Below are 26,879 nucleotides of genomic sequence, written 5' to 3'. Positions count from 1 at the left end.
CCGCCTCACAGTTTCTGAATCACACTTTCAAGTTTCTGTTTGATCTCCTCGAGTTCTTTTTTGACTTCCTGGAGCTTTTCGTCACTACCAGTAGTAGTAGTGACTACCTTGATACCCTCACCTATCAATCCTTCCACACTCAACTTTCCTTCCTTCAGAAGTTCATAAGTTTCGTTCACCAGCTTTCCGGCTTTGGTTTCTCCCTTGACGTGTTCTCTGATTGTTGCTTCTGTCCTTCCAAGTTCCTCTGCTATTTCGGAAGCTGTCATTCCTGCCTTTGCCCTTGCAAGGGCACCGGCTGCCACCGCCAGGCTGTCAACCCAGGTGAGCCTCTCAGCAGAATTTCTGATCTCCTCGAGCACTTCCTTTCTGAAAAGTGTACCAACGAGCAAAGCGGTCTCGAGCTGGTGAATCTCCTCTTTGGTCACGGGATTGAAGTTGAGTTTCATCTTCCTTCACCCCCCTCCGAAGGATATATGACGATTCCTTTATCGGTTATTTCGAACGGATGCCTCCTCATCGAGTGGGATGTTCCTCTCATCTTCCAGACGATCAAGCTTCTTTTGAGTTCTCCATCGATTTCGTCAAGGTCCAGCCTGATGATACCGTCCACTCCGTGTTCGACACCAGGACCTCCGAATCCCTTCTCAGTGACTGACACCTGGCTCACAAAGAGCGATGTACATCCAAGGCCTGAGAGTATTCTCTTGAGCTGGAAGATAATACTTCTCGCCATTGCGGGTTTCGTGATATAGAGAGTGGTTACAGAATCGATCACAACTCTTTTTGCCTGTGTTTCTCTCACCGCTCTCTTCAGCACTTCGGCGAGTTCTCTGACATCGTCTATGTCTCTTACGACGTATTTTTCTTTCTCGGCATATTCACCGATTCCACCTGTGAACGCGTCCACTATGGCAAACTTTCCTTCCTTCTCAAAAGGATCAACGTTCCAGCCGAAAACTTCCATGTTTTTCTTCACCTGAACAGGATGTTCCTCGAGTGCAACATAGATTCCGGGTTCCCCCATCTGAAGACCGTTCCATATGAACTGCTGGGAGAAGATTGTCTTTCCGGTACCGGGTCCTCCAGAGATGAGCACGATGTTTCTCTCAGGAATTCCACCGTGAAGGATTTCGTCCATCCCCGGGATACCCGTCTTGACCCTTTTGATCATCTTCCCACCCCCTACAATTATCTTAGCAATGATTTTTTTCGTTTGATAAACCAATAAGTTACTTTTTTGATAACAACATCATAAAAATTGAATTTTCCGTTCATATTTTTCATATTTATGCTATATATATAGTTGTATGCTTTCAAAAATGTTCTTCGGAGGTGTTTGCAATTGAAAATTTCAAAGAAGAGAAGACAGGAACTGATAAGGAAGATTATACATGAGAAAAAAATAAGTAATCAATTCCAGATTGTTGAAGAACTGAAAAAATATGGAATAAAAGCTGTTCAACCAACCGTTGCTCGAGATCTGAAAGAGATAGGTGCCGTGAAGATCATGGACGAGAGTGGAAACTACGTGTACAAACTTCTCGATGAGACCCCTGTGATCGATCCGTGGAAAGAGCTGAAAAGAAACTTCAAATCCTTCGTTGAGAGTATAGACAGGGCAGGGAATCTCATCGTCATAAAGACGATACCAGGTACCGCAAGCGGTATCGCTCGGGTTATAGACAGACTCGACATAGACGAGATAGTAGGTACCCTTGCAGGAGACGATACCATATTTGTTGCTGTGCGCGATCCAGAAAGCTGTGAGAAGATAGTTGAGAAGCTCTCATCTATACTCTGACTTTTCTTCTGATCGCAGTGTAGATCACAGGGATCACAAACAAAGTGAACAGCATGGATATAAGCATTCCAAAGATCACCACCCAGGATATCGGAGACTCTATTTCCGATCCTTCTGCGTGACTCAGTGCAGTTGGTAGAAGCGCAACGATCGTGGTGAAGGTGGTCATCAGGATGGGTCTCAGCCTGTTCTGAGCACCTTCAAGTGTGGCCTCTAAGAGGCCTTTTTCTTGTCTTATCTGTTCTATTCTTGTCAGCATCACGATGGCGTTGTTCACAACCGTTCCCGAAAGGGTGAGGAGTCCAACAAGAACGGGTACATTCAGTGAGTATCCGTTCACGAAAACCGCGAAGGCAACCCCAACGACAGCGAAGGGTATGGTGAAGAATATGACAAAAGGTAGTACAAAAGACTCGAACTGCGCAGCGAGAATCATGTATACGAGCGCGATCGCTATGTAAACAACATACTGAAGCTCCGAAAACGCTTCGTCCATGAAACTTTTCTGTCCGGTGATTTCCACTTTTACACCAGAAAGATCAATTTCATTTAAGAGCTTTTCTACTTTCTTTGCAACTTCACCGATCGAACCTTCTATACTCACCAGATCCACGTAAACAACACGTTCTCCATCGGAGTGTTCCACTATAGAAGGAAGTGTTCTTCTCGATATTCTCGAAACAGCACCAAGAGGGACATCTCCTTTGAGACCAGTAAGCGAAATTTTCGGTAATTCTTCGGGGGATAGAGATTTTGCCTTTTTCAAAACGATGGGAAGTGTTCCTTCTTCCGTTCTCAGTGTTCCGATTTTCTTCCCGAGAAGGTAAGTCTGGAGATCCAGAAAGACCTGCCCTGCCACCACTCCGTTCATGAGGGCTTTGTTTCTGTCTATTCTCACATGAAGGACTTCCTTTTCAAAGGAATTTCTTATCTGAATCTTTTTGACTTCCTTTAGTTCCCTTAAACGCTCGAAGATTTCTTTCGCTTTTTCCTGTATCAGGGAAAGGTCATCTCCTCTCACTTCGATCGTCACAGGATAGCCCAGAATTTCGTATATTTGCTGTGATTGCTCAAGAACTTCTATTTTCGCTTCTGGAATGTTCAGCTGGGAGATGGCATTCTTCAGTTTCTCTCTGTTTTTCGCGAATTCCCTCCTGCTTCCTCCGAGGTTCACCATTATTCTTGCTTCGTTCTGTCCCCTTCCCATTATCTGCGAGTAAACGTTCGTTATTCCAACTTCCGCGTAGAAGGAAGAGATTTTGTACTCGTCTCTGTGTTCGTTCAGGTAATCTTCTATTTGCTTCACAGCTTCGGCGGTTTTCTCATAGGACGACTGAGAGGGAAGTTTCACATCTATCACCATGAGATTCGTCTGGAAAGATGGGAGAAAACCCAGAGGTTTCGAAAGAAGGTAAATCACGGAGATTGCAACCAGAGAGAAAGAAATCACCAGGACCAGTTTCTTCCTTTTCAAACACCATTCCAATGCCTTCCGATAATGCTTTTGCAGCGCTTCGGTGAGTTTTCCTCTTCTTGGTTTTATCCACCTTGTACCCGCTGGAACGACGACTGTAGATACGAACAGCGAGGAAGAAAGCGCGAAGACGAACGCAATGGCGAAATACTTGAACAGTCTCACTACAAAACCTGTGAAGAACACTATGGGAAGAAAAACAGAAACGGTTGTGAGTGTGGAAGCAAGAATCGCCAGCCATACCTCTCCTGCGCCTTTTCTCGCGGAGTCCGGTATTGGATCACCGAGGGAGCGATGGCGGTATATGTTCTCAAACACGACTATGGAATTGTCCACCAGCATTCCCAGTGCCATTATGAGACCGCCCAGCGTGAGTGTGTCGAGGTTCAAGCCGAAAGCATAAAGAAGAACAAAGGTGATCGTGAGGGACAGCGGAATGGAAAACGAAGTGACGATGGTTGACGTGAAATCCTTCAAAAAGATCAAAACCACCACGAAAGCTGCGATAAAGCCGTAGAGAAGATTCTTGAGAAGATTGTCGATCGCTCTTTCAGTGTAATAAGCCTGGTTCATGGCCTCTATGTAATTTATTTTGGAATCTCTCAGTATCCTCTTTATTTCACGGACAGTTTTGACAGTGTTTGCACCGCTTCTCTTGTAGATAGCGATGAGAGAAGCCTTCTTTCCGTTGACCCTGACTTCTCCCTGAACACTTTCGTTCGTTATATTAACCTCGGCTATGTTTCTCAATCTCACGGGAACGAGTATGTTCGGTACCTTACCCTGCAGAAGAGACTGGTACTTCACTCCCCTGAAACCAACGATGGTGTTTTTGAGATCTTCTATATTTTCGAATCGGCCATCGACGGAAACGGGGTAGATGTTTCCTTCAGAATCGCTCACATAGCCGAACGGGTAAACGAGATTCCCTGAAAGGATGGTCTCTATCAACGAAGGATCAACATCGAACCGTTTTATTTTTTCCTGATCAAGCACAATCTCAACGATTTTTTCTGGTTTTCCCATCACTTCTACACTGGCGACTTCCGGCAGTCTTTTGATTTTCGACACGACATCTTCGCAGTTCTCTTCTGTTGAGAAAGCATACACGGGAAGTAAGGAAGGATCGAACTCTACGACCACAGGATTCGCACCCTCTGGCAGGTCGCGAGTGGCAAGATCTACGTACCTTGAGAGTCTTCCAACGGCTTCGGAGGTTTTCACATTCCAGTCGAACTCGACGAGGATGAAAGAAACGGAATCCATCGACATGGAGGTGAACCTTCTGACACCCGGAGTTGAGGAAATGTACCCTTCAAGAGGTTTGGTTACGAGTTCTTCGACTTCTTCCGTGCCCGCTCCCATGTACGTGGTTATAACGACAGCGTAAGGGTACTCTATCTGAGGAAGAAGATCCAGCTTGAGATGCTGAAACGAGATGAAACCAAGGAAGACAACGGCCATCAACAGCATGAAGATAGCTATGGGTCTTTTTGAAGAAATTTCCGCGATCTTCACTTCGATCCCTCCCTGACAGAACAAATTATAGCTCACTTTCGATCCGAATTGTTATTATCATTCAAAAGTTTCATTTGCTATACGATATTGTTTCTAATAAATTATGCATTCGATTTCCCTCATTATGAGATGAATGTATGTTTTTGCAAATTTTCATACGACCCCTTGACATCTCGCTCTGTACCTCACTATAATTTCTCATGGATGAGAAAAGGTTCTAAGGAGGTGACACAATGGCAGAAAAGAAAGAATTCGTTGTGGGAATAGACCTTGGAACGACCAATTCTGTTATAGCCTGGATGAAACCGGACGGTACAGTTGAAGTGATACCGAACGCTGAAGGAAGCAGGGTCACACCATCCGTGGTTGCGTTCACAAAGAGTGGAGAGATACTCGTAGGAGAACCCGCCAAGAGACAGATGATACTCAATCCTGAACGAACGATAAAGTCCATAAAGAGAAAAATGGGAACTGATTACAAAGTGAGAATAGACGATAAAGAATACACTCCTCAGGAGATCAGCGCGTTCATCCTCAAGAAGCTGAAGAACGACGCGGAAGCGTACCTCGGTGGTGAAATAAAGAAAGCCGTCATCACCTGTCCCGCTTACTTCAACGATGCCCAAAGACAGGCAACGAAAGAGGCTGGAATCATAGCAGGTCTTGAAGTCTTGAGGATCATCAACGAACCAACCGCAGCGGCCCTCGCGTACGGACTCGATAAAGCTGGGAAAGAAGAGAAAGTGCTGGTTTACGACCTCGGTGGTGGAACGTTCGATGTCTCCATACTCGAGATAGGAGAAGGTGTGATCGAAGTTATCGCGACAGCCGGTAACAACCACCTCGGTGGAGACGACTTCGATCAGAGGCTCATCGACTGGATGGCAGAGGAATTCAAGAAACAGCACGGAATAGATCTCAGAGAAGACAGACAGGCGCTTCAGAGATTGAGAGACGCTGCCGAAAAAGCCAAGATAGAGCTTTCAACGAAGATGGAAACCGATGTGAGTTTGCCGTTCATCGCTGTCTCTCCGAGCGGACAGCCTCTGCACCTTGAAATGAGAATCACCAGAAGTCTCTTCGAATCGCTCACAAGAGATCTCGTTGAAATGACAAGAGGCCCAATCGAACAGGCACTGAACGATGCAAAGCTCTCACCACAGGATATCGACGAAATCATACTCGTCGGTGGTATGACCAGAGTTCCGATGGTGCAGAGGTTCATAAAGGAGTTCTTTGGAAAAGAACCCAACAAGAGCGTCAACCCGGACGAAGCAGTTGCTATCGGAGCAGCGATTCAGGCGGCGATACTCGCAGGCACCGAAGGAGCGAAGGGAAGAGATATCGTTCTCGTCGATGTAACACCATTAACACTCGGAATAGAAGTCAAAGGCGGACTCTTCGAACCGATAATCCCGAGGAACACCAAGATACCTGTGAGAAAGAGCAAGATCTTCACAACGGTTGAAGACGGTCAGACCGAAGTAGAAATCAGAGTCTATCAGGGTGAAAGGCCGATTGCAAGGGAAAACATCTTCCTTGGAAGCTTCAAACTCGTTGGAATTCCACCGGCACCGAGGGGTGTTCCTCAGATAGAGGTCACGTTCGACATAGACAGCGACGGAATAGTCCACGTTTCCGCAAAAGATCTCGGTTCTGGAAAAGAACAGTCAATGGTAGTCACAGGAAGACACAAGCTCTCCGAAGACGAAATAAAGAGAATGATAGAAGATGCGAAAAGATACGAAGAACAGGACAAACGTCTCAAAGAAGAAATCGAACTCAAGAACAGAGCAGACGATCTCGCATACAGCGTAGAAAAGACTCTGAAAGAACACGGAGATAAGATACCAGCGGATCTCAAGTCCAGACTTGAAGACATGATCAGAGAACTCAGAGACGCGATAAACAGAAACGACATACCAAAAGTGAAGATGCTCTTCGATGATCTCCAGAAGGAAAGCATGAAGATAGGAGAATACCTATACAAATCTGCAACTGGTGGAGAAACATCAAATCAGTAAAAGGGGGGTGACACTATGCTTCTTGGAAGAAGAGAAGACATCTTCAGGCCGTTCAGGGAACTCCAGAGGGAGATCGACAGGCTCTTCGATGACTTCTTCAGGACGGAGGTCAGACCCGCTAAGGAGTTCTTTGCACCGGAAATGGATGTGTACGAAACAGACGATGAAGTAGTGATAGAAGTAGAAATCCCAGGCATAGACAGAAAAGACGTTAAAATAACGGTCGAAGAGAACATCTTGAAGATCTCTGGTGAAAAGAAACTCGAAAGAGAACAGAAAGGCAAGAACTACTACTACGTTGAAAGAAGCGCTGGAAAATTCGAAAGAGCAATCAGACTCCCAGACTACGTTGACGTGGAAAAGATCAAAGCAGAGTACAAGAACGGTGTTCTCACGATAAGGGTACCAAAGAAAGAAGAAAGGAAGAAGAAAGTGATCGAGGTGGAAGTTCAGGAGTAAGGGGAGCGAACGCTCCCCTTTTTATTTTTTTAGAACTCCACAATGTAAACGAAGTCCCCGGTGTTGAGCATCGCTGCGTTTGCTTCATCCGTGTCCACATGGAATTCCAGTGCGAAGTCTTCCCTCACTCTTATGAGAACATCATCGAAGATCAGTTTTCTGTCTCCGCTTTCAACGATCACCTTCACAAGATCTTTGTCTTTAACTCCGTAATGTTCGGCGTCCTTTGGATGCATGTGTATGTGTCTTTTTGCTATGATGACTCCCTTCTCTTTAACCAGAATGCCGTTTGGACCTATGATGACTATTCCCGGTGTTCCCTCGAGATCTCCCGAGTCTCTAACAGGGGGTCTGAGTCCGAGTTTGAAGGCATCCGTTCTGGAGATCTCGACCTGTGTTTCTCTTCTGACAGGCCCCAGTACGCGAACGTTCTCTATCGCGCCTTTTGGCCCTACTATGGTTACCGTCTCTTTCGCTGCGTACTGACCAGGCTGTCTGAGATCTTTTATGGGGGTGAGCTCGTAGCCTTTGCCGAAGAGAATCTCCAGGTCCTCTTTTGAGAGATGGACATGCCTGTTGCTCACACCGACGATTATTCCGGGTTCTTTCTTTGTCACTGGTACACCTCCCTCACTTTATGCATTATTCCATCCTCTATCATGACACACTTCTATTTCTTTTTGATTGAAAGTTAATTAAAAAACGTATCTTATTCCAACCACAATTATTGCTGCAAAGACGATCCATCTCACCCAATTTGCACCTTTTTTGATGGAGAAAGTGGCAGCGAGCCACGCACCAGTCATATTCCCAAGAGCGAGAATGAAGCCGTAGAGAAAGTTCACCTTTCCGTTCAGAATGAAGATCACAAGTGAGATTATATTGTAAGAAGCCACGATGAAAACTTTTATCGCATTTGTTTTGACAAGTTCGTATCCAAGAAGAAGAGCGATCGCTGGCATGAGAAGAAAACCGACCCCCGCTTGAATGAACCCACCGTAGATACCGATCAGAAAAAAGACGATGTATATGAGAACCCAGTTTCTTTTGACGGATCTATCCTCAAGCCAGATTCTGGGTTTCCAGACAAGAGAAACGGCCATGACGAGGAAGATAGCACCTACGATTTTCTGAAGCATCTCTTTCTCTATCTGAACTGCTATGGAGCTTCCCAGAACCGCTCCCGCTATGGCCGGCAAGGCAACAAGAATCGCTTCTTTTATTTTCAAAACCTTTTTGGCTTTGAACCTTTCAATTGCCACAAGATTTTGAAGTATTATGGCGATCCTGTTCGTTCCGTTTGCAACATCTATTCCGAGTCCCAGTGCTGTTAGAATGGGAAGTGTGATCATTGAGCCACCACCTGCGAGAACGTTCAAAAAACCTGCGAGGATACCCCCAAGGAACACAAGAACGATCACCTCAGAACACCTCCAAAAAAGTTTTGAAAAATTTTACCACTCTGTTCTTTGCTTTTGTATTAGTGTGAAATATATTTGTTTTAACGTATTATGTTTTATTCATACAAACCAGATTAGTTCCAATCATTCACAAAGTAGGTGATGCGTGTACATGGCACTGGAAGATCGATACAGAGTATGCAATTACCGGTAACGAAAAATTTCATGCGGGTTTGTGGTACCGGAAGCTATGCGTTAAAAAGGGAATAATGGATGATATGAAGAGACAATATGAAGAGAATTTGTGGTAATCGATGACGTGTAAGTGCTTTGAATTCAAGGAGTCAATAGTTAACTTCTAACACATTGAGGGAGACCTTCTTTCATCTATTTGTGAAACATAGAACTAATCGATTTTTACCAGAAACACCCCAAAATGCCCTGACGTAGGTTGATATAATTTATCTTCTGTTTTTTGCTTGTGTTCTTTCGTTGTTGGACTATGCAATTATTCCATTTTTCCAAACAGTACTTGAAGGTGCTCTCTTGTGTGTTAGAATGGTTTATGGAGAAAGAGAATATGGAAGTTCAAAAAACATCTTGCTTTCAGAGTGTGTTTGTGGTATAATTTCTCTTGAACTCAACGGGTTTCAATAATTCCTTAGAGGTATGGAAACTCGGACTTTGCGCGGGTCTATTACTCCCCGCTTTTGTTTCAATAATTCCTTAGAGGTATGGAAACAGCTGAGGGAAGATTTCAAGCGTATGGTCGAAATCGGTTTCAATAATTCCTTAGAGGTATGGAAACGTCTGCAAACGAGAACCTCATCGCCGTCCTCGAGTGGTTTCAATAATTCCTTAGAGGTATGGAAACCGTGATAACTTTCACATGGTAGGTTTCCAACAAAAAAGTTTCAATAATTCCTTAGAGGTATGGAAACCGGCGATGAGATAAGCCGTGACGCCGTAGTTGTAGGTTTCAATAATTCCTTAGAGGTATGGAAACAGAGCCACCTTGAGATCGCTGACGTCATCTACACCGGTTTCAATAATTCCTTAGAGGTATGGAAACCCATTTGGCCGGCGTTTTCCTATCCCAGAGAAGTCAGTTTCAATAATTCCTTAGAGGTATGGAAACACATAAAACTTCCTCATGCTAATCCCTCCTCCCTGAGGTTTCAATAGTTCCTTAGAGGTATGGAAACCGCTTATTCCTCTTACCACACAGCCGTTATAAACCTGTTTCAATAGTTCCTTAGAGGTATGGAAACGTGAGTGCTCCGCCCTTTCACTGTTTCAATCATTCCTTGTTTCAATAGTTCCTTAGAGGTATGGAAACAGTCGGCGGAATTCAATTACATCTGGATGGAAGAGGGTTTCAATAGTTCCTTAGAGGTATGGAAACGAAATATTCTGAAAGAACTGCCCCTTCCAGAACTTTTGTTTCAATAGTTCCTTAGAGGTATGGAAACAGATCGAAGGAGTCAAAGAAACAGTCGAGAAGCTCAAGTTTCAATAGTTCCTTAGAGGTATGGAAACTTCGAGATGCCGACGACAAGATCTTTCCACGGAACCGTTTCAATAGTTCCTTAGAGGTATGGAAACACAAGTACATAAATCCCACGCATCGTATCACCTCCAAGTTTCAATAGTTCCTTAGAGGTATGGAAACGAGGCAAGCACACAACCAACACCCGAAAGTCCTATAAGTTTCAATAGTTCCTTAGAGGTATGGAAACATAAAAACCTTTCCTTCCATGAAATCAACCTTGAAGTTTCAATACTTCCTTAGAGGTATGGAAACACGCACAGACGGTTGATGAGCTCTCCAAAAAGGTTTCACTACTTCCTCAGAGGTGCGGAAATTCGTTTTGTATCGATAATCTCCGCTGAGCTCAACAAATTTCAATGCATCCTTAGCGTACAAACAAAAGTGCCCCTTCACGGGGTGCTTTTTTGTTTCAATGTATGGTAGTATTACATTCAAAGGAGGGATTTTTCTGGAGGTTTTGAAAGTCGTTGATTTGAAAAAACACTACGGTGATGTGAAGGCCGTTGACGGGATAAGTTTCACCGTGGAGCGTGGAACTGTTTTCTCCTTCCTTGGGCCCAACGGTGCGGGAAAAACTACGACCGTTGAGATACTCGAAGGCCTCAGAAAGAAAGACTCCGGGGAGATCTATTATTTTGGTGAGAGAAAGGAAATCTTGGATAGAGAAACGAAGAGAAAAATTGGTGTGTGTCTTCAGAAAAGCGCGTTTTTTGAAAACCTCACTGTTTGGGAAACTCTCAAATTGTTCCGCGGACTGTACGGAACGGGATTGGATCTCAAAAAAGTGATGGGATTGTTTTCTCTTGAAAACATAGAGAAAAAAATGGTGAAAACACTCTCTGGGGGCCAGCTTCAGAGACTCGCGGTAGCTGTGGCGTTCATCAACGATCCGGAGATTGTTTTCCTCGACGAACCAACGACAGGTCTTGACCCACAGGCGAGAAGACAGATATGGGATATCATAGAACACTTCAAAAATCTTGGAAAGACCATCTTTCTCACCACTCATTACATGGAGGAGGCAGAAAAATTATCTGACCATGTCTGCATCATAGATCACGGGAAGATCATAGCAGAAGGAACTCCTTCCTCTCTCATAAGCTCTTCCGGGCTGAAAACCGTTGTCGAGTTTGACTGTGATCAGGACGTGAACGTGAAATACTTGGAGAAAAAAGAAAACCACTACGTTGTGGAAACTGACACCCCAGAAGAACTCATAAAAGATCTCCTGAAAAACTGGAACGTTTCAAATATCGTGATAAGAAAACCGAATCTTGAAGATGTTTTCCTGAAGCTCACAGGCAGGGATCTCAGAGAATGAGGCATCTTGTTTTTTCTATCCTGAAAAACGATTACTTCAGAACCAAAAGTGTTCTCTTCTGGAATTTCCTTTTTCCGATACTCCTCTATCTCATTCTCGTGTCCATCTTCGGAGATGTACCCTCAAACATGAACCTGAAGATAGGACTTGTAGGAGAAAGCTCTATTGCAGAAAGTGTTTTCAAGAATTTCCCGTCTGGGATCGAAATAGTTGAAACAAACGACCCGGAAAAGGACCTCAAATACGGAAAAATCGACGTTTGTGTGATTCTACCGGAGAACTTCGACAATCTCTTCACAAAAGCCATTATCTTTTCCAAAACGAAGATCTCTGTTCCTGTGGAGATCACCGTTCTTTACGCTCCAGAGAGGCAGGAATCTGTCGTCCTTGCGAACGTTGTTTCTAACATACTCGAGTCGCTCGATCTTCAACTCAGAAAGGTTAAGGAGGTAGAAGTAGAGTACAGAAAAAAAGAAAGGCAGGCTATCAATTACTCTCACTACATTCTTCCTGCCATTCTTCTTGTGGGTGTGATGTCCGTTGGTTTGTTCACGATCCCGTATCAGCTCGCTCTCTACAGAGAACAAGGAATTCTGAAAAGAATCCTCGCTTCTCCACTGAAAGGTTATCACTACTTTTTCTCCATAGTCGTCTGCGGACTTTTTGCCATGTCCATCACTTCCGCTTCTGTGACGCTCTTTGCACGTTTTGTATACAAAGTTGAGTTTCCCATTAATTCATCTTTCTTGAGTGGTGTTCTGCTTTCTTTTCTCACGTTTCTGAGTGTGTCTCTGCTCATGGTGTCTCTATTCAGAACCTTCTCCGCTTTGAGCGTTGCTTCACAGGTGTTCAACCAGGTGTTCATGTTTCTCGGAGGTTTTTACTTCGATGTTTCCGGAATTCCCTGGCCGATCAAAGCGGTTGTTCTTGGAAATCCCGCGACCTATCTGGTGGATTATCTGAGGGGATCTTTCGGTTACAGAACGATTTATTCGAATCACTTCTTAGTGCCGATCGTGTGGATAGTTTTTTCTCTCATTCTCTTTCTTTTGAACTGGAGGAAGGTGATGGTAGTTGAGTGAGTTCCTGGCTCTGCTCTCTGCTATGTGGAAGGAATCGTGGAGGGATAAGATTTCTACTTTCTTCAGCATCGCTTTTCCCGTCATGTTTCTTCTGATTTTCGGTTTTCTCCTTGGTGGCTCCGGCAGCACCGTGAAAACAGCAGTTGTAACCGCTGACTATGAGCTCTCCGATTTCGGTGATGTGTACTCTTCACTGGAAGAGGTGAAGGGCTACTACCACGAGATAGCGGTGGTAGAGAAAGATAAGATCATCTTCATAAGAAACACAACGGACGAATACTACCAATCGCTTCTCGATTCCTGGGAGGTCTCTCTCAAAAACAAGGTCACAAGGCTCCTCAACGGTCTGAATCCCGTCATCACGGTAAAGAAAAAAACCCTGAAAACCACAAGAAAGCTCACATCTTTCGATTATACCCTCACGGGTGTGATCGCCGTGTCATTGCTTTCGATCGGGATTTTTGGAACAGTGGACGTGTTCTCCCGCTATCGGGAAAGAGGCTTTTTGAAGAGACTGAAAGCGACCCCCGTTGGAAACTTTTCTTTCGTTTTTGGCCTCATCTCGGCTCGGATGTTCTACGGAATCTTGAGCACCGCTCTCATAATGCTGCTGGGAACTTTGATCTTTAAAGCGAACTATGAACTGAACGTGTTTCTCTTTTTGATATCCGTCGTCAGCTCTGTTCTATCATTCATCGCGCTTGGGGCTCTGATATCAATTCTGTTCAAGAAATCTGAAGTTGCGTCGGATGCCGCTGTGATTATCTTCACCATTATGATGTTTTTGGCAGGTGTTTATTTTCCGGTCTCGTTCCTTCCGGATTATCTGAAAGTTGTCTCACTCTTTCTTCCAGTGAAGTACGGTGTGGAACTCATCAGGTACTCACTGGGCTTTGAGATATTTCCGTTTAGCAGGTACATCGTCACCGCAGTGATTATGTTCATAGCTGGTCTTCTGTTTGTGTTTTACACAGCGTCACTCGTTCTGAGAAAAGAAGACTAAAGGTTCCATCTGAGGATCTCAGAGAGATCTTTTCTTACCCTTTCTGAGCGTTCCAGCTCCCTGTGTTTTTCGGAAAGCTCATTTTCGTCTCCCAGGTATCCCACGGCGATCAGGGTTATCAGCACGTGATCTTCTGGGAGTTTCAGGATCTCTTTGACCTTCACAGGATCGTAGCCCGCAACGGGATGAGCCACAAGGCCCATTTGTGTTGCTTGAACAAGAAGGTTTCCCACAGCGAGTCCTGTGTCGAACAGGAAGTAATCTCTGTTGTCTGGGAGTGCACAATCGAAATCTTTCTTCGAATGAACCGCTATCAAAACAGGTGCGTTCTTCATCCAGTAGTTTCCACCGGGGAGCGCTTCGTGTATCTTTCTGAGGAGTTCCTCTTCATCCACTACCACGAATCTCCAGGGCTGGGTGTTCATGCACGAGGGAGCAAGGTGAGCCGCCTTTATGAGGAGTTCTATCTCTTCTCTCGGTACTCTGTCTTTTTTCAACGCCCTCCTTGCCCTTCTCCACTCTATGTGCTTGTTCAGTGAAAGGTCTTCCTTTAACAACTGAGAGAGTGCTTCTTTCACTTCTTGGACATGTCCTTCGACCTTCACTCTTCTCCACTCTTTCCTCACAAAGCCCCACCTGTCTATCAAGAAGGTGGATCGAACTGTTTTTCCGTTTTCCAGAACGTTGAAAAATTCGTGGAGAATTCCTTCCGGATCTGAAAGGAGAGTCACTTTGAGATCGTTCCTTTCCTTGAATCTCTTCAATGCTTCAACACTGTCTCTGGAGATCCCCACTACCTGAGCTTTCTCGAAGTTTTCCCTGGAGAATTCGACGGCTTCTCTCGTGCAACCGCTCGTTCCTGCTTTAGGAAAAAAGAAGAGGATGGTGTACTTCCCGTAAAGATCAACGTGAGTGAATGTTTTCCCTTCGTCTGTAAGGAGTTCAAAATGCTTCACCCTCATGAAACTCACCTCCAAAAAGTTGAAACTAATTCTCAATAACAATTGTACCATAAAAAACCCCCGCGTTGTGCGGGGGCTGATCACTTTCTGATTGTCAGCGAATCGTAGAACTGTCTTCTGGGATACTCTATTTCTCTTCTTTCTTTGTTGAAAGCGGAAACCGGAACGAGATACCCTACGATTCTCATGTATTCATCCACTTTGGCTTTTCCACAGACCGGGCATCTCTCTCCGTAGAACGCGTGTCCATCCTCACACACGCTGATCTTCGTGTTGAACGCAAAGTACATCACACCCATGTCCGCAATCATCTTCACCATGTTGAAGGATTCTTCCTCCGTCTTGAAGGGTTCCCCAAGATTGATATGCAGAATCGCTCCTCCACTCACCTTTTTGTCCCATTTTCCGGAGTAGCGGATTCTGTTGAGAACATCAGTGTTTGCCATGAGAGGCACCCACTGGTTGGAGTAGATCTCGAACGGTTGTTTCTCACCGAAGAGGAATCTGTCTTTCTGAGCAAGAGTCACAGCCGCTTTCTCCGCGGGTACCTGTTCTATGTTGAAGGTGAAGCCGTACTCATGGTATCCCTTCTCCGCTTCTTCTCTAATGATATCCAGAACGCTGTCTATGAACTTTTCTCCTTCTTCTGTGTATTTCAGGCCGTCGATGTCTTCCGTGGTCAATCCCATGATCGAGGCGCTCTCCCAGACACCGGTGATACCGATGGTTCCGTACTGTCTGTTCAATAGCATGAGGCCGTTTTCGTAGAGAGGAAGGAGTCCTTCGGATATTCTCTCCTTTATGATCTCCCTGATCGCGGCGAGGGCTTTTTTGATGAGCTGAACACGGTGCCTGAGAATCTGAAGATACTTTTCTCTGTCCCCACTGCTTTCAAGAGCGATTCTTGGAAGGTTCACCGTGATCACTTTGAAGGATCCGATGTTCAGGTCCGATCCACCGATAGAGTTCATCCTTCCCTTCAGTTTTTCTTCTTCCTCGCTCGAAAGCGAGAACTTTTTCAAAGTTTGAGTAGACGATGTGAGCCTGCAGCAGGACGCCACAGCATCTATCGAGTCGGAGATGTACCAGTTCGTGTCCTGCCACTTCATGTTGATTTTGTTTATGAAGCGAGCACTGTCCTCGTCGAGGAACTTGCCGTCCTTATAGAGAAGGCTTGCTGTGAGTACAGGGAAGGTGAACATCTGGCGCTCTCTTTCCCTTGATACCCACTCCCAGTAGTGTTTCTGCAGAGCGATAATGTCTTCCACGTGGTCTGTGATCAAAGAACCATCTGGGTATCTTTCCCCTTCAAAAATCGCTTTTATGTAGTTTCTGTCGAGGTACGTGAAGTTCGTGTACGGAGACTGCGTTGTTCTGATGGGCTGGTTCAGCGAGTAGGTGAGTATCTGGAAATGCTGTTCTATGTACCAGTCGAGTTTGTCGCGAGGAATGATTCCTTCCTCGAGGTCTTTCTTGACGAAGTACCACATCCAGACGAAAAAGTCCGGAAGTCCAACCGCACCAGAACTCTGGTTGGATGCAAACATCACGAACTGAATGACATGCTGAATGAATGTGGACAGGTGCTTTGCGGGCTCGGATTTTATGGTTTTTATGAACGGAAGCCCCTTCTCCACTATGGGCTGCAGGGTGTAGGCGAAACAGTAAGGCATGAGAGCTGCGTGGTGTCTGTCGTGAAGATAGACGGCACCGTTTATCTGCGCTTCAACAAACTCGTCTGCGATCTCTTTTCCGAACATCTCCTTCATCTTTTGCCAGATCCTGTACAGCGAGTAGAGGTACGTGTGAGGCTTCGATATCTCGATGAAGTAAGTACTGATGTTTGTGACTCTGACGTTCGCGTTTGCATCGATCGTGGACTCGATGATTCCCCGTCTCACGAAGTCTTCTGTGAACTTCACCACATCGAGCTGATCGCCGAGACCGTCCATCTGGAACATCTCATAACCGTACTTGGAAAGAAGATCACTCATCAGTTCTTCAAATTCTCTTTCGAACGAATACTGAACCTTCATAGTGTCCCCTCCTCAACACTGCTTCGATCATTCTCTCAAAAGTTCTCCTGTCAATATGAATCTGGTTCTTAGAAGCCGGAAACCCATCCCGGCGGTAAGTGTGGAGGTACCTTCCCATGACGAACTCATCCACGTATTGAACGTACTTGAGAAGGTTCTCTTTTACGATGTCCTTTGGGAGTCTCCAGGTGAACAGCAATACCGTCAAGCGTTCTCCGTACTTTTCCTTGAACATCTTCGAAAGAGAAAGCATCTCTTCTCTGTTGTACGGGGCGAGGGGTTCTCCCCCGAGAAAGACGAGGGCGGCCTTTGGGAAGTACCTCAAAAGACTCGAGAGTTTCTCATCGATGATCTTTGTCACAACCTCTGACGGTCTTTTGTATTCTTCCGAGAGGTGCCACGTCTCTGGATTGTGGCACATGTGGCACTTTGGTTTCGCATCGCACCCCTGGAAGTAAACCGACACCCCATAGAGATCTGGATGATCCCGGAAAGTTCCTATTCGGTTCACATACAAGGGAAGGACCCCCTTCCGGTGAGATCTACTGAGATTCTACCACAATATATTGTGGTTTGGTTAGTTACATCTCAATAAATTGTTAGTGGAGATTCTAAAAAGATGGATCTGTTTGTTAATGTTTTTCACCATTTTTCATAATGGATCCTTTCGGGCTTGAACCTGTCCACTTGGACGGGATGTTCTGCGGGGTATCCCACCGGAACGAGGGCAAAAGGAACGACATGTTCGGGTATCCCAAGAAGCTCTCTGAAGGCCTTCACCCTTTCCTCTCTTGGATAAACTCCACACCACACGGCTCCAAGACCGAGTTCTGTTGCTCTCAGAAGAAGGTTCTCCACGGCGGCGGAACAGTCCTGGACCCAGTAGCCTTTGCACTTTTCAAGTGTGGGATCTCCACAGACAAGGATTACAACGGGCGCCTCTGCGGCCATCTGTGCATGAGGGTGGATCTCCGCGATTTTCTTTTTTGTTTCCTCGTTTCTGATAACAACGAAATGCCACGGTTGTTGGTTGCACGCGGAAGGAGCGTGCATGGCGGCACGGATGATCTCTTTCACCAGCTCGCCCGGAACATCCTTTTTCTGATACTTTCTGATACTCCTTCTCCTGTAGATGATGCTCATCTGGTTCACCCCCCGTATAATTTTAAGTATGAGACTGACAGAACTCTACAGAAAGTTACTGGAAATACACGGATCGGTTGGGAAATGGTGGCCCGGAACACCTGAGGAAATCGTAATAACAGCAGTTCTCACCCAGAACACGAACTGGAAGAACGTTGAACGTGCCATGGAAAACATCAAAAACGAAGTCAAAGGAAACAACCTGCTGAAAGAACTGGATTCTCTTTCCGAAGAGAAGATGGCAGAGCTCATAAGACCAGCGGGGTTCTTCAACATCAAAACAAAGCGCCTCAAGGAACTGTTGAAATTTCTCAAAGAATACAACTACGATCTGTCTCGTCTGAGAGATCTTCCAACACATATTCTACGGGAGAGATTCCTCAAAATAAAAGGCATCGGCAAAGAAACCGCCGATGCCATTCTGCTCTACGCCCTGGAAAAACCGATTTTCGTCGTTGACAGCTACACAAGAAGACTTTTGAAGAGAATCTTCAACATCGAGCTGAACGACTACGACGAAGTGCAAAGGCTTTTCATGACTCACTATCCAGAGGATGTCCAACTTTACCAGGAGTTTCACGGGCTCATCGTGGAACATGCGAAAAAATTTTGCAGCAAAACTCCGAAGTGTGATGCCTGCCCTTTAAGGAAAGAGTGCTACCACGTATCACAGATGAATAGGCTTTCCTGAAACCCCTTCAAGAGCCCCGAGTATGGTTTCTGTCAAAGTCGGATGTGGGTGAATGGCTTTCTCCAGATCTTCCGCTTTCATCCTGAACTTCACAGCGATGACGCCTTCCATGATCATATCGGTTGCCGATGGTGAAACGATGCTCATGCCAAGAACCGTTCCGTCTTTCTTGTCCGCTATGACCTTGGCAAATCCCAGATTTTCGAGCATCGTTCTTGCCCTTCCGTTTGCAGAGACCGGGAACCTGGAGATCACAACTTCCTCGGGGTTCACGTCCTTTTCTCTAACACCGACGGATGCCACTTCCGGAGAGGAGAAGATGATGCTTGGAACGGCCGAGTAATCCATTTCTTCCTCTTCTCCCGCGATGTTCTTTGCCGCAACTATTCCCTCGTACATGGCCACATGAGCAAGCATGATTCCGCATCTGATATCTCCTATCGCGTAGACGTTTTCCACATTCGTTCTCATCCTGCTATCAGTGACGACTCCTTTTTCTATCTTCACTCCGAGAGCTTTCACGTCCTCCGGTATGTTGGGCTTTCTTCCTGTGGCAAGCAGGACCTTTTCTGCCTTCAGGGTTTCTCCATTTTCGAGTGCGACTTCAAAGCCGTCATCGACTTTGCTCAGGGAGGAAACTTTTGTTTTTTCCAGGATCTTAACTCCCTTCCTTTTGAGGGCCTTTTTCACTTCTTCTGCCACATCTGAGTCTTCATAAGGGAGGATATGTTCTGCGATCTCAACGATCGTCACATCCACACCGAAAGAACCGAAAAACGTCGCGAATTCAACACCGATGACACCACCGCCCACTATCACAAGCGACTTTGGGAATTCTTTCAAATTGAACACGTCGTCACTCGTCCAGACTCCGTCGATATCGAAGGGAGAAAACACGGAGGGAACGGATCCGTGTGCGAGAACGAGATTCTTTGCTTCCAGTTTTTCTCCCGTTTCCTGGACGACAACCGTGTTCTTGTTTTCCACGACGGCCGTTCCTTTGAAGACTTCAACTCCATTCTTTTTCAGCAGGTACTCTATTCCCTTTCTTGACATCATCACGCTCTTTTGAACGTGTTTCATTATGGCGGCAACGTCGTATTCGACTCCTGCGACTTTCAAACCGTACTTTGAAGCTTTCTCTTTCATTTCATCCATGAGATGGGAGACTGTGAGCATCGCCTTCGTTGGGATGCATCCCCTGTTGGTACAGGTTCCCCCGAGGGCATCTTTTTCGACAAGAGCAACCTTCTTTCCAAGCTGTGCGAGTTTTATAGCGCAGACGTAACCTCCGGGTCCTCCTCCTATGATCACAGCATCGTACATGCTCGTTCCCTCCTGAGAAAACCCCTCCCGAAGGGAGGGGTGGTGTTATTTTCCGAGGAATTCAAGGGCGATTTCGTATGCCTTCAAACCGTACATGAGTGCTGGGCCACCGCCCATACAAACCGCCACTTTGATTGTGTCGAGGATCTCTTCTTCTGTTGCTCCCGCTTTCACAGCGGCTCCCGCATGCCAGACGATACACGGTTCACATCTCACTGCCACAGCTATTCCAAGAGATATGAGTTCCTTCGTTTTTGTGTCGAGTGCTTTTGGGCTTTCAGCCGCGTGAACGTATTCTGCGAACTTTCCGATCTCAGGTGCCTTTCCGATGATCTCCTGAAGTTGCTTCTGAATCTGTTCCAGTTTTTCTTTCGCTGTCATGAGCAACACCTCCATATGAGAAATTTATAATACCATTTCAGCCGCTTTCGCCAATGGATACACCGTTGGAGCGGATGTAAGAAGTGGATGGGTCCCGATCTGCATGGTGAACAGATCGTTGGCTGTGATGCCCTTCTGTATGCCGAGACTTATGAGGTTCACTATCTCTCCGACGCTCTTTCCACCACAAACCTGCGCACCGAGCAGGATCTTGCTGTCTTCCGAGAAGATGAGTTTCACCACGAGTTTTGAGGTATCTTCGAACTTTCCGGGGTGTCTGTCTGGTGCCTCTGCCTTTCCAACGACAACCTCGAATCCTTCTTCCTTCGCTATTCTCTCTGTTATTCCCACAGAGCCGAAGGCCTTGCTTCCTATGACGGTCGAGTACGCGTTCAGAGAACCCTTGTTCGTTCTGATCACCTTCAAACCGTACAGGTTGGACGCTGCGATTCTGGCATCGAAAACGGCAGCGGAAGCAAGCATGAGTCTGGAGGGTTTTCCGGTGAGGAAGTCTTTGTGCTGTACGCAGTCGCCCGCAGCGAAGATATCAGGTTTTGAAGTTCTCATGTACTCATCCGTTTCTATGAAACCGAGTTCTGTCACCTTGAGCCCGAGTTTTCTGGCGAGTTCAGAATTTGGTTTGTAACCTGTTGCGAGCACAACCACATCGGCCGGAATCGTTTCTCCGCTGTCCAGCTTTACTCCCTCCACTTTTTCCGTTCCGAGGATCTCTGTTACTTTTCTTCCTGTGAGGACTTTGACGTTGTCAGATTCGAGTTCCTTTCTCGCGAGTTCTCCAAAATCCGGGTCGAAAGATACGGGAAGAAGACTGTCCATTATTTCCACGAGGGTGACGTTCTTTCCGGACTTTTTGATCTCGTCAGCCACTTCAACACCTATGAAACCGCCCCCGATGATGACCACATCGTTAGCATCCTTCACCTTCTCATGCAGCAGTTTGAGATAGTCAGCCTCTTTTGGAACGGTGAACACACCTTTTAGATCCACACCAGGGATCTTTGGTGTGTTCGGTGAAGATCCAGTTGCGATGATGAGCTTGTCGTAGAAAACCTCTTTTCCGCTCTTCGTGAAAAGCTTCTTTTCATCGGGGTTTCCATCGACAACTTCGTCTATCAGAAGATCTATGCCTGCGCTTTTGAAGCGGTCTTCAATTCCCATGTAGTCGTTTTCCACACTGCCGAGAGTGTGAAAGATGTACGGTATTCCACAAGGTACCATTTCTTTCTCGGTCTTCTTGACGACGAGAATTTTTTTGTCTCCAAAGAATCTTTTTGTGGTGAATGCCGCCACAAGACCGGCAGGTCCACCTCCAACAACGACAACATCGTATTTCATGTTTTCCCCTCCAAAAGAGAAATTTTTCACGATCTTCCATTCACAATTTTACTACTTTTCGAATTAAATTTCAACTACAAAGGTAGAAAAAATTATGGTGTCTAATCAGCTCGCCCAGAATTCGTCTTTCAAGCTTCTTCTCATGAGATCTCTCATCGACTGGAGGGGTGATTTTCTTTCGTAAATGACTCGGTAGACCTCTTCAGAGATGGGCATATCTATTTTATTTTCTTTGGCCATTTTCATCACGGCTTTCACAGTGAAGGCACCTTCTACAACCTGGTGTGAGCTTTCAAGAAGTTTCAGCGGATCGAATCCCCGCGCTATCAATTCTCCGAAACGTCTATTTCTACTGTAACGACTGTTGCAGGTAACTATGAGGTCTCCTATTCCAGCAAGACCCATGAAGGTCTTTTGATCCGCTCCAAAAAACATTCCAAATCTCGCTATTTCGTATATACCGCGAGTTTCGAGTGATGCTTTTGCGTTGTCCCAACCACCGAGTCCATCGAGGATCCCTGCGGCGATAGCGATGACGTTTTTCAATGCTCCTGCGATTTCCACTCCTGCCACATCTTCACAGGTGTACACCCTGAAGTACTCGGTGGAGATCCTCTTTTGAAGTTCTTTCGAATTTTCTCCAGCGAGCGTGACGGCAGTTGGAAGTTTCTTTGCGACCTCTTCGGCATGTGAAGGCCCGGAGAGAACAGCGTAAGGACAACCCAGTATCTCTTCAACGATCTCAGACACCCTTTTACCTGTCTTGATCTCTATTCCCTTTGAAAGATTCAGCACCATGGAAGGCTTCACAGGCAGTCTCAGAAGGTGCTTCCTTATGTATTGAACGGGAATCGCTATAACGAGAACGTCTTCTTTTTTGATTTCTTCAAGATCGTTTGTGGCTCTTACGGTGATCTTCGATTCCTCCACATAAGGGCTCGTGTGTGAAACGTTTATGAGATCGACGATCTCTTTCCTCCTTGCCCAGAGAACAACTTCTTCTCCGTTTTCATACAGCATCTGTGCAAAAACCGTCCCCCAGCTCCCTGCACCGAGAACAAAAAATCTCATCTCCATTCCTCCTCAAAAACAGAGTTCCTCAAGAATTTTAACAAAAAACAAAAAGCAGGGTTTTCCCCTGCTTCATAAAATGGTTCTCTCATATCTCACGGAATCGGGTGTTTCCATACCTTTAAGGAAGTATTGAAACGGGCGATGTAATTCCCTCGATGCTTCGAAAGTACGAGTTTCCATACCTCTAAGGAATTATTGAAACTTGGTTGTATTCACAGATTTTGGTAGGATATATGCTAGTTTCCATACCTCTAAGGAATTATTGAAACCATGCGACCCATCCAGCGATGGCCGGCGATTGGCTGGGTTTCCATACCTCTAAGGAATTATTGAAACTAGAGATGATGTGGTACAGAAGGCAAGTCAGGGTGTGTTTCCATACCTCTAAGGAATTATTGAAACGAGAATTTCTTGAAGATGTAGATATCGTTGAGGGGTAGTTTCCATACCTCTAAGGAATTATTGAAACCTTCCAAATCTCCAAACTGTATCGAAATTCCACGGATGTTTCCATACCTCTAAGGAATTATTGAAACAGTTAGAGACCAAGAAGTGGTAAAAGCTTCTAACGGGTTTCCATACCTCTAAGGAATTATTGAAACGACAATGTGGCACGAAACTCGGTTGCCTCGTGTACAAAGTTTCCATACCTCTAAGGAATTATTGAAACTTTACCCATCCTTCAGGTAATTTTTCTGCTATATCCGTTTCCATACCTCTAAGGAATTATTGAAACCCCGTCTTCGATCCACACATCATGCCACAGCCCCTGTTTCCATACCTCTAAGGAATTATTGAAACTAAGCCTGGAAGCTTGCTCCTTGGAAAGATCTGTGTTTCCATACCTCTAAGGAATTATTGAAACTGGAAACAAGAGCCGCGTCAACTTCTCGGCTCCTGATTTGTAGTTTCCATACCTCTAAGGAATTATTGAAACCCGATACTGGGACGAGAATTTAGCACAGGTCAACCACGGTTTCCATACCTCTAAGGAATTATTGAAACGTAGAATTGTCCGAGCTTTGTAGTGCCCTGTAAGAGTTTCCATACCTCTAAGGAATTATTGAAACTTCCAGCCGGTTCAAACGATGTGCAATTCAACTACGCGTTTCCATACCTCTAAGGAATTATTGAAACGCGACGGAGGTGGAAAAATGAACTTCAAGAAGGTTGCGTTTCCATACCTCTAAGGAATTATTGAAACGAGAAGTTCCTTACATCCACGCAGGGATCAACCTCAGTTTCCATACCTCTAAGGAATTATTGAAACCCGTTGAGTTCAAGAGAAATTATACCACAAACACACTCTGAAAGCAAGATGTTTTTTGAACTTCCATATTCTCTTTCTCCATAAACCATTCTAACACACAAGAGAGCACCTTCAAGTACTGTTTGGAAAAATGGAATAATTGCATAGTCCAACAACGAAAGAACACAAGCAAAAAACAGAAGATAAATTATATCAACCTACGTCAGGGCATTTTGGGGTGTTTCTGGTAAAAATCGATTAGTTCTATGTTTCACAAATAGATGAAAGAAGGTCTCCCTCAATGTGTTAGAAGTTAACTATTGACTCCTTGAATTCAAAGCACTTACACGTCATCGATTACCACAAATTCTCTTCATATTGTCTCTTCATATCATCCATTATTCCCTTTTTAACGCATAGCTTCCGGTACCACAAACCCGCATGAAATTTTTCGTTACCGGTAATTGCATACTCTGTATCGATCTTCCAGTGCCATGTACACGCATCACCTACTTTGTGAATGATTGGAACTAATCTGGTTTGTCATGACATAAACACACATATTGTTCAAAACTACCTTTATTTTCGCTAACTCGAAAAAACCTCTTGAAACATTTCCATCCTGTGGTATGATTAATTGTGTATTAATTCAAGTTACGAATAAATTCGGGAGGGATCACCGTGGATGTTGTGTTGAGAGAGCGAAACATAGAGGAGTACCGCACCATAATCGGAAACGAGGTGGACGAGATAAAAAAACTTGCAGAACCTCTTAAAGGAAAAAAGGTTCTTCACGTCAATGCGACTGCCTACGGTGGAGGAGTTGCCGAAATCCTCCACAATCTCGTTCCGCTTATGAGATCGGTTGGTCTGGATGCCAGGTGGAGGGTCATAGAGGCACCCGATGAGTTCTTCAACGTCACAAAAAAGTTTCACAACACGCTTCAAGGTGCGGATATAGAGATTTCAGAAGAAGAGTGGAACCTTTACGAAGAGGTCTGTGGAAAAAACGCAGAACTGATCCAGGACGAAGAGTTATTCGTGATCCACGATCCCCAACCAGCAGCTCTGAGAAAATTCGTGAATTTGAACGACAGAAAGTGGATCTGGAGATGTCATATAGATCTATCCACTCCAAACATGAAGGTCTGGCAGAGATTTTCCCAGTATTTGGAGGGATACGACAGACTTGTTTTCCATCTTGAGGAGTATTTCCCGCAGGGATGGGAAGAAAGGAGCATAGCTTTCCCACCGAGTATAGATCCCCTGAGTGAAAAGAATCGAGATCTTGATGAAGACACAATAAGAAAAACTCTCGAAAGACTCGAAATAGACCCGGAAAGGCCTCTGATAACTGTTGTGGCTCGATTTGATCCATGGAAAGATCTCTTCAGTGCCATCGACGTCTATAGACTGGTGAAGAAAGAGATCCCGGAGGTTCAGCTTGCCGTAGTTTCCGCCATGGCAACAGACGATCCGGAGGGATGGTTCTTCTTTGAAAAGGTCCTCAGATACGCTGGAACGGACGAAGATATAAAATTCTGCACGAACCTGAAAGGTGTTGGAAACAAGGAAGTGAACGCTATTCAGAGGGCCACGACTGTCGCTCTGCACACGGCAACAAGAGAAGGCTTCGGTCTCGTCATAAGTGAAGCACTTTACAAGAGAGTTCCGGTCGTAGCAAGGCCAGTTGGTGGTGTTAAGATACAGGTGAAACATGGAGAAAATGGTTATTTGGCATGGGAAAGAGAGGACCTTGCAGGATACGTGGTAAAACTCATAAAGGATGAAGAACTCAGAAGAAAAATGGGAGAAAAAGGAAGGCAAACTGTGGTGGAGAATTTCATTATCACGGTGCATCTGAAGAACTATCTGAAACTCTTCTTAGATCTGTTGAGGTGAGAGAGTGCCTTCACCGCTTCTTCGAAGAGAGAACAAGATAAAGATTTTGAGGTACATACTGAGAAATGGAAAAACTACCAGAAACCAGCTTGCCAGCAATTTGAACCTCGCACACAGCACTCTGAGCTACATAATCGACGAGTTGCTCGATGAAGGTTTCCTCGTCTTTGAAGAGATCAGGAAGAGGAGAGGAAGACCATATCAGATTTTGAAAGTCAATCCAGAAAAATTCACCGCGATCGGGGTGAAGGTGGGTCGCGAAGAGGTACGGGGTGTACTCTTTGACGCAAGCATGAATCCTTTGAAAGAACACAGAGTGCAGATTCTGTCCGGTATGAGAAACAACGACGGTTATACTCGTGCTCTCAGAGAAACCATCGAACAACTTCACAGTGAAAATCTTCTCGGAGTGGGTATTTGCTCTTCTGGTATCGTGAAGGAAGGAAGAGTGGTTGTTTCTCATGTGATGAACGTGAAAGACTGGGATCCAAGGAAAGTCCTGAAAGATCTTGAAAGGATCCTCGTCATGAACGATTCGGATGCTCTCTGCCGGGAAATTTCCCAGAGAGTGAACGCAGACTTTCTTCTGGTGAGCTACGGCATCGGCATAGGTGCGAGTCTCTGGAAAGATAAGAGGATTCATCACTTAGAAATGGGACACATGCTGGCTTCTTCAGAAGGAAAGTGCTACTGTGGACAGACAGGTTGTCTGGAGTATCATTCTTCAGAGTACGCTGTTTTGAAGTCTTGCCTTGGAAAAGAGATTGATTTCGAAGATTTCATCACAAGCGAAGAAGAAAAGTACAGGCAGACAATCGAAGAATTGAGAGAAAAAGCCAGAAAGGATTTTGATTCTGTGAAAGTGCACTACGAAAAGGCATTCAAAACCTTTTCTGTGGTCTTGGGGAACGTTATCATGGGTTCGGGTGTTTCTCGGGTGTTCTTCGCGGGAGAGGGTGTGGTCAACGAAGAAATGATCAAGATCTTGGAAGAGATGGTTAGAGCTCGATTCAATCGCGATTTTGTGGGAGAAGTGCAATTTCAGGTGGCCAATGCGAACTGGATGCTCGGCGCGGCTCGGGCGGTTGTTGACAAATACCTTCCTTATATTGTGAAATAAGC

General features: G+C 45.3%; 22 protein-coding genes and 2 CRISPR repeat arrays. Of the genes, 9 read left to right on the top strand and 13 right to left on the bottom strand.

The window, feature by feature from the left end; translation table 11 throughout:
- Positions 1-5: 5 nt before the first annotated feature.
- Complete coding sequence (locus T2812B_RS02935) at positions 6-449, bottom strand: transcriptional regulator (protein WP_004083181.1); 444 nt, start codon at positions 447-449, stop codon at positions 6-8.
- A complete protein-coding gene (locus T2812B_RS02930; protein ID WP_004083183.1) occupies positions 446-1,174 on the bottom strand; it encodes a KaiC domain-containing protein in 729 nt (242 codons plus the stop codon). Before T2812B_RS02930 ends, T2812B_RS02935 begins: the two co-directional genes overlap by 4 nt.
- A 171-nt stretch (positions 1,175-1,345) precedes the next feature.
- On the opposite strand from T2812B_RS02930, the gene argR reads away from it, so the two are divergent.
- Positions 1,346-1,804, top strand: coding sequence for an arginine repressor (gene argR, locus T2812B_RS02925; RefSeq protein ID WP_004083185.1), 459 nt, complete (start codon positions 1,346-1,348; stop codon positions 1,802-1,804).
- On the opposite strand, the gene T2812B_RS02920 is transcribed toward argR, so the two are convergent.
- A complete protein-coding gene (locus T2812B_RS02920) occupies positions 1,794-4,796 on the bottom strand; it encodes an efflux RND transporter permease subunit (protein ID WP_008193533.1) in 3,003 nt (1,000 codons plus the stop codon). The genes argR and T2812B_RS02920 overlap by 11 nt on opposite strands.
- 233 nt (positions 4,797-5,029) lie before the next feature.
- On the opposite strand from T2812B_RS02920, the gene dnaK reads away from it, so the two are divergent.
- Both dnaK and T2812B_RS02910 read left to right on the top strand, forming a co-directional pair.
- Positions 5,030-6,820, top strand: coding sequence for a molecular chaperone DnaK (dnaK, locus tag T2812B_RS02915; protein ID WP_004083187.1), 1,791 nt, complete (start codon positions 5,030-5,032; stop codon positions 6,818-6,820).
- A 15-nt stretch (positions 6,821-6,835) separates the two neighbouring features.
- Positions 6,836-7,279, top strand: a complete 444-nt coding sequence (locus tag T2812B_RS02910) for an Hsp20/alpha crystallin family protein (protein WP_008193529.1) — start codon at positions 6,836-6,838, stop codon at positions 7,277-7,279.
- Between the two features lie 29 nt (positions 7,280-7,308).
- On the opposite strand, the gene T2812B_RS02905 is transcribed toward T2812B_RS02910, so the two are convergent.
- A complete protein-coding gene (locus tag T2812B_RS02905) occupies positions 7,309-7,896 on the bottom strand; it encodes a phosphate propanoyltransferase (protein ID WP_008193527.1) in 588 nt (195 codons plus the stop codon).
- Positions 7,897-7,974: 78 nt separating this feature from the next.
- Positions 7,975-8,700, bottom strand: a complete 726-nt coding sequence (locus tag T2812B_RS02900; RefSeq protein WP_008193523.1) for a sulfite exporter TauE/SafE family protein — start codon at positions 8,698-8,700, stop codon at positions 7,975-7,977.
- Between the two features lie 626 nt (positions 8,701-9,326).
- A CRISPR array of direct repeats spans positions 9,327-10,545; the repeat unit is 30 nt; unit sequence GTTTCAATAGTTCCTTAGAGGTATGGAAAC.
- A 98-nt stretch (positions 10,546-10,643) separates the two neighbouring features.
- On the opposite strand from T2812B_RS02900, the gene T2812B_RS02895 reads away from it, so the two are divergent.
- Genes T2812B_RS02895 through T2812B_RS02885 form a run of 3 tightly spaced genes read left to right on the top strand, consistent with a single transcriptional unit; the run spans position 10,644 to position 13,637 of the window.
- A complete protein-coding gene (locus T2812B_RS02895) occupies positions 10,644-11,552 on the top strand; it encodes an ABC transporter ATP-binding protein (RefSeq protein ID WP_155982632.1) in 909 nt (302 codons plus the stop codon).
- Entirely contained in the window at positions 11,549-12,634 is a 1,086-nt protein-coding gene (locus tag T2812B_RS02890; RefSeq protein WP_008193505.1) for an ABC transporter permease, read from the top strand. Before T2812B_RS02895 ends, T2812B_RS02890 begins: the two co-directional genes overlap by 4 nt.
- A complete protein-coding gene (locus tag T2812B_RS02885) occupies positions 12,627-13,637 on the top strand; it encodes an ABC transporter permease (protein ID WP_008193503.1) in 1,011 nt (336 codons plus the stop codon). Before T2812B_RS02890 ends, T2812B_RS02885 begins: the two co-directional genes overlap by 8 nt.
- On the opposite strand, the gene T2812B_RS02880 is transcribed toward T2812B_RS02885, so the two are convergent.
- The 4 genes from T2812B_RS02880 to T2812B_RS02865 all read right to left on the bottom strand — a co-directional run bounded on the left by T2812B_RS02880 (position 13,634) and on the right by T2812B_RS02865 (position 17,778).
- The gene (locus T2812B_RS02880) at positions 13,634-14,599 is read right to left on the bottom strand and encodes a nitroreductase family protein (RefSeq protein WP_008193501.1); all 966 of its coding nucleotides are present in this window, start codon (positions 14,597-14,599) and stop codon (positions 13,634-13,636) included. The genes T2812B_RS02885 and T2812B_RS02880 overlap by 4 nt on opposite strands.
- Before the next feature lie 80 nt (positions 14,600-14,679).
- Positions 14,680-16,635, bottom strand: coding sequence for an anaerobic ribonucleoside-triphosphate reductase (locus T2812B_RS02875; protein WP_008193499.1), 1,956 nt, complete (start codon positions 16,633-16,635; stop codon positions 14,680-14,682).
- Positions 16,601-17,152 (bottom strand): anaerobic ribonucleoside-triphosphate reductase activating protein, encoded by a 552-nt coding sequence (gene nrdG / locus T2812B_RS02870; protein ID WP_008193497.1) that lies wholly within the window; start codon positions 17,150-17,152, stop codon positions 16,601-16,603. The genes T2812B_RS02875 and nrdG overlap by 35 nt, the downstream gene beginning before the upstream one ends.
- A gap of 125 nt (positions 17,153-17,277) precedes the next feature.
- Entirely contained in the window at positions 17,278-17,778 is a 501-nt protein-coding gene (locus tag T2812B_RS02865) for a nitroreductase family protein (RefSeq protein ID WP_008193493.1), read from the bottom strand.
- 28 nt (positions 17,779-17,806) lie between these two features.
- Between T2812B_RS02865 and T2812B_RS02860 the strand changes: the two genes are divergently transcribed.
- Positions 17,807-18,469, top strand: a complete 663-nt coding sequence (locus T2812B_RS02860) for an endonuclease III domain-containing protein (RefSeq protein WP_038050862.1) — start codon at positions 17,807-17,809, stop codon at positions 18,467-18,469.
- On the opposite strand, the gene lpdA is transcribed toward T2812B_RS02860, so the two are convergent.
- The 4 genes from lpdA to T2812B_RS02840 form a co-directional block, all read right to left on the bottom strand.
- Positions 18,446-19,795 (bottom strand): dihydrolipoyl dehydrogenase, encoded by a 1,350-nt coding sequence (gene lpdA, locus T2812B_RS02855; RefSeq protein ID WP_008193489.1) that lies wholly within the window; start codon positions 19,793-19,795, stop codon positions 18,446-18,448. The genes T2812B_RS02860 and lpdA overlap by 24 nt on opposite strands.
- Before the next feature lie 45 nt (positions 19,796-19,840).
- On the bottom strand, positions 19,841-20,176 hold the full coding sequence (locus tag T2812B_RS02850) for a carboxymuconolactone decarboxylase family protein (RefSeq protein ID WP_008193488.1): 336 nt from the start codon (positions 20,174-20,176) through the stop codon (positions 19,841-19,843).
- 24 nt (positions 20,177-20,200) lie between these two features.
- The gene (locus T2812B_RS02845) at positions 20,201-21,532 is read right to left on the bottom strand and encodes an FAD-dependent oxidoreductase (protein WP_008193486.1); all 1,332 of its coding nucleotides are present in this window, start codon (positions 21,530-21,532) and stop codon (positions 20,201-20,203) included.
- Positions 21,533-21,637: 105 nt separating this feature from the next.
- The gene (locus T2812B_RS02840) at positions 21,638-22,603 is read right to left on the bottom strand and encodes an NAD(P)H-dependent glycerol-3-phosphate dehydrogenase (protein WP_008193485.1); all 966 of its coding nucleotides are present in this window, start codon (positions 22,601-22,603) and stop codon (positions 21,638-21,640) included.
- 109 nt (positions 22,604-22,712) lie between these two features.
- Positions 22,713-23,876: a CRISPR direct-repeat array (repeat unit 30 nt; unit sequence GTTTCCATACCTCTAAGGAATTATTGAAAC).
- A 660-nt stretch (positions 23,877-24,536) separates the two neighbouring features.
- Here T2812B_RS02840 and T2812B_RS02835 point away from each other — a divergent pair.
- Both T2812B_RS02835 and T2812B_RS02830 read left to right on the top strand, forming a co-directional pair.
- Positions 24,537-25,757: a glycosyltransferase gene (locus tag T2812B_RS02835; RefSeq protein WP_008191941.1), complete on the top strand. Its 1,221-nt coding sequence runs from the start codon at positions 24,537-24,539 to the stop codon at positions 25,755-25,757.
- 4 nt (positions 25,758-25,761) lie between these two features.
- Positions 25,762-26,877 carry an ROK family transcriptional regulator gene (locus T2812B_RS02830; protein WP_008191942.1) on the top strand — a complete coding sequence of 372 codons (1,116 nt, stop codon included), beginning with the start codon at positions 25,762-25,764 and terminating at the stop codon, positions 26,875-26,877.
- The last annotated feature ends 2 nt before the right edge of the window (positions 26,878-26,879 follow it).

Origin of the sequence: Thermotoga sp. 2812B (assembly GCF_000789335.1) — a bacterium.
GTDB lineage: Bacteria > Thermotogota > Thermotogae > Thermotogales > Thermotogaceae > Thermotoga > Thermotoga maritima.
The sequence above is the reverse complement of the archived record's forward strand: the minus strand, read 5'-3'. Positions and strand labels throughout refer to the sequence as shown.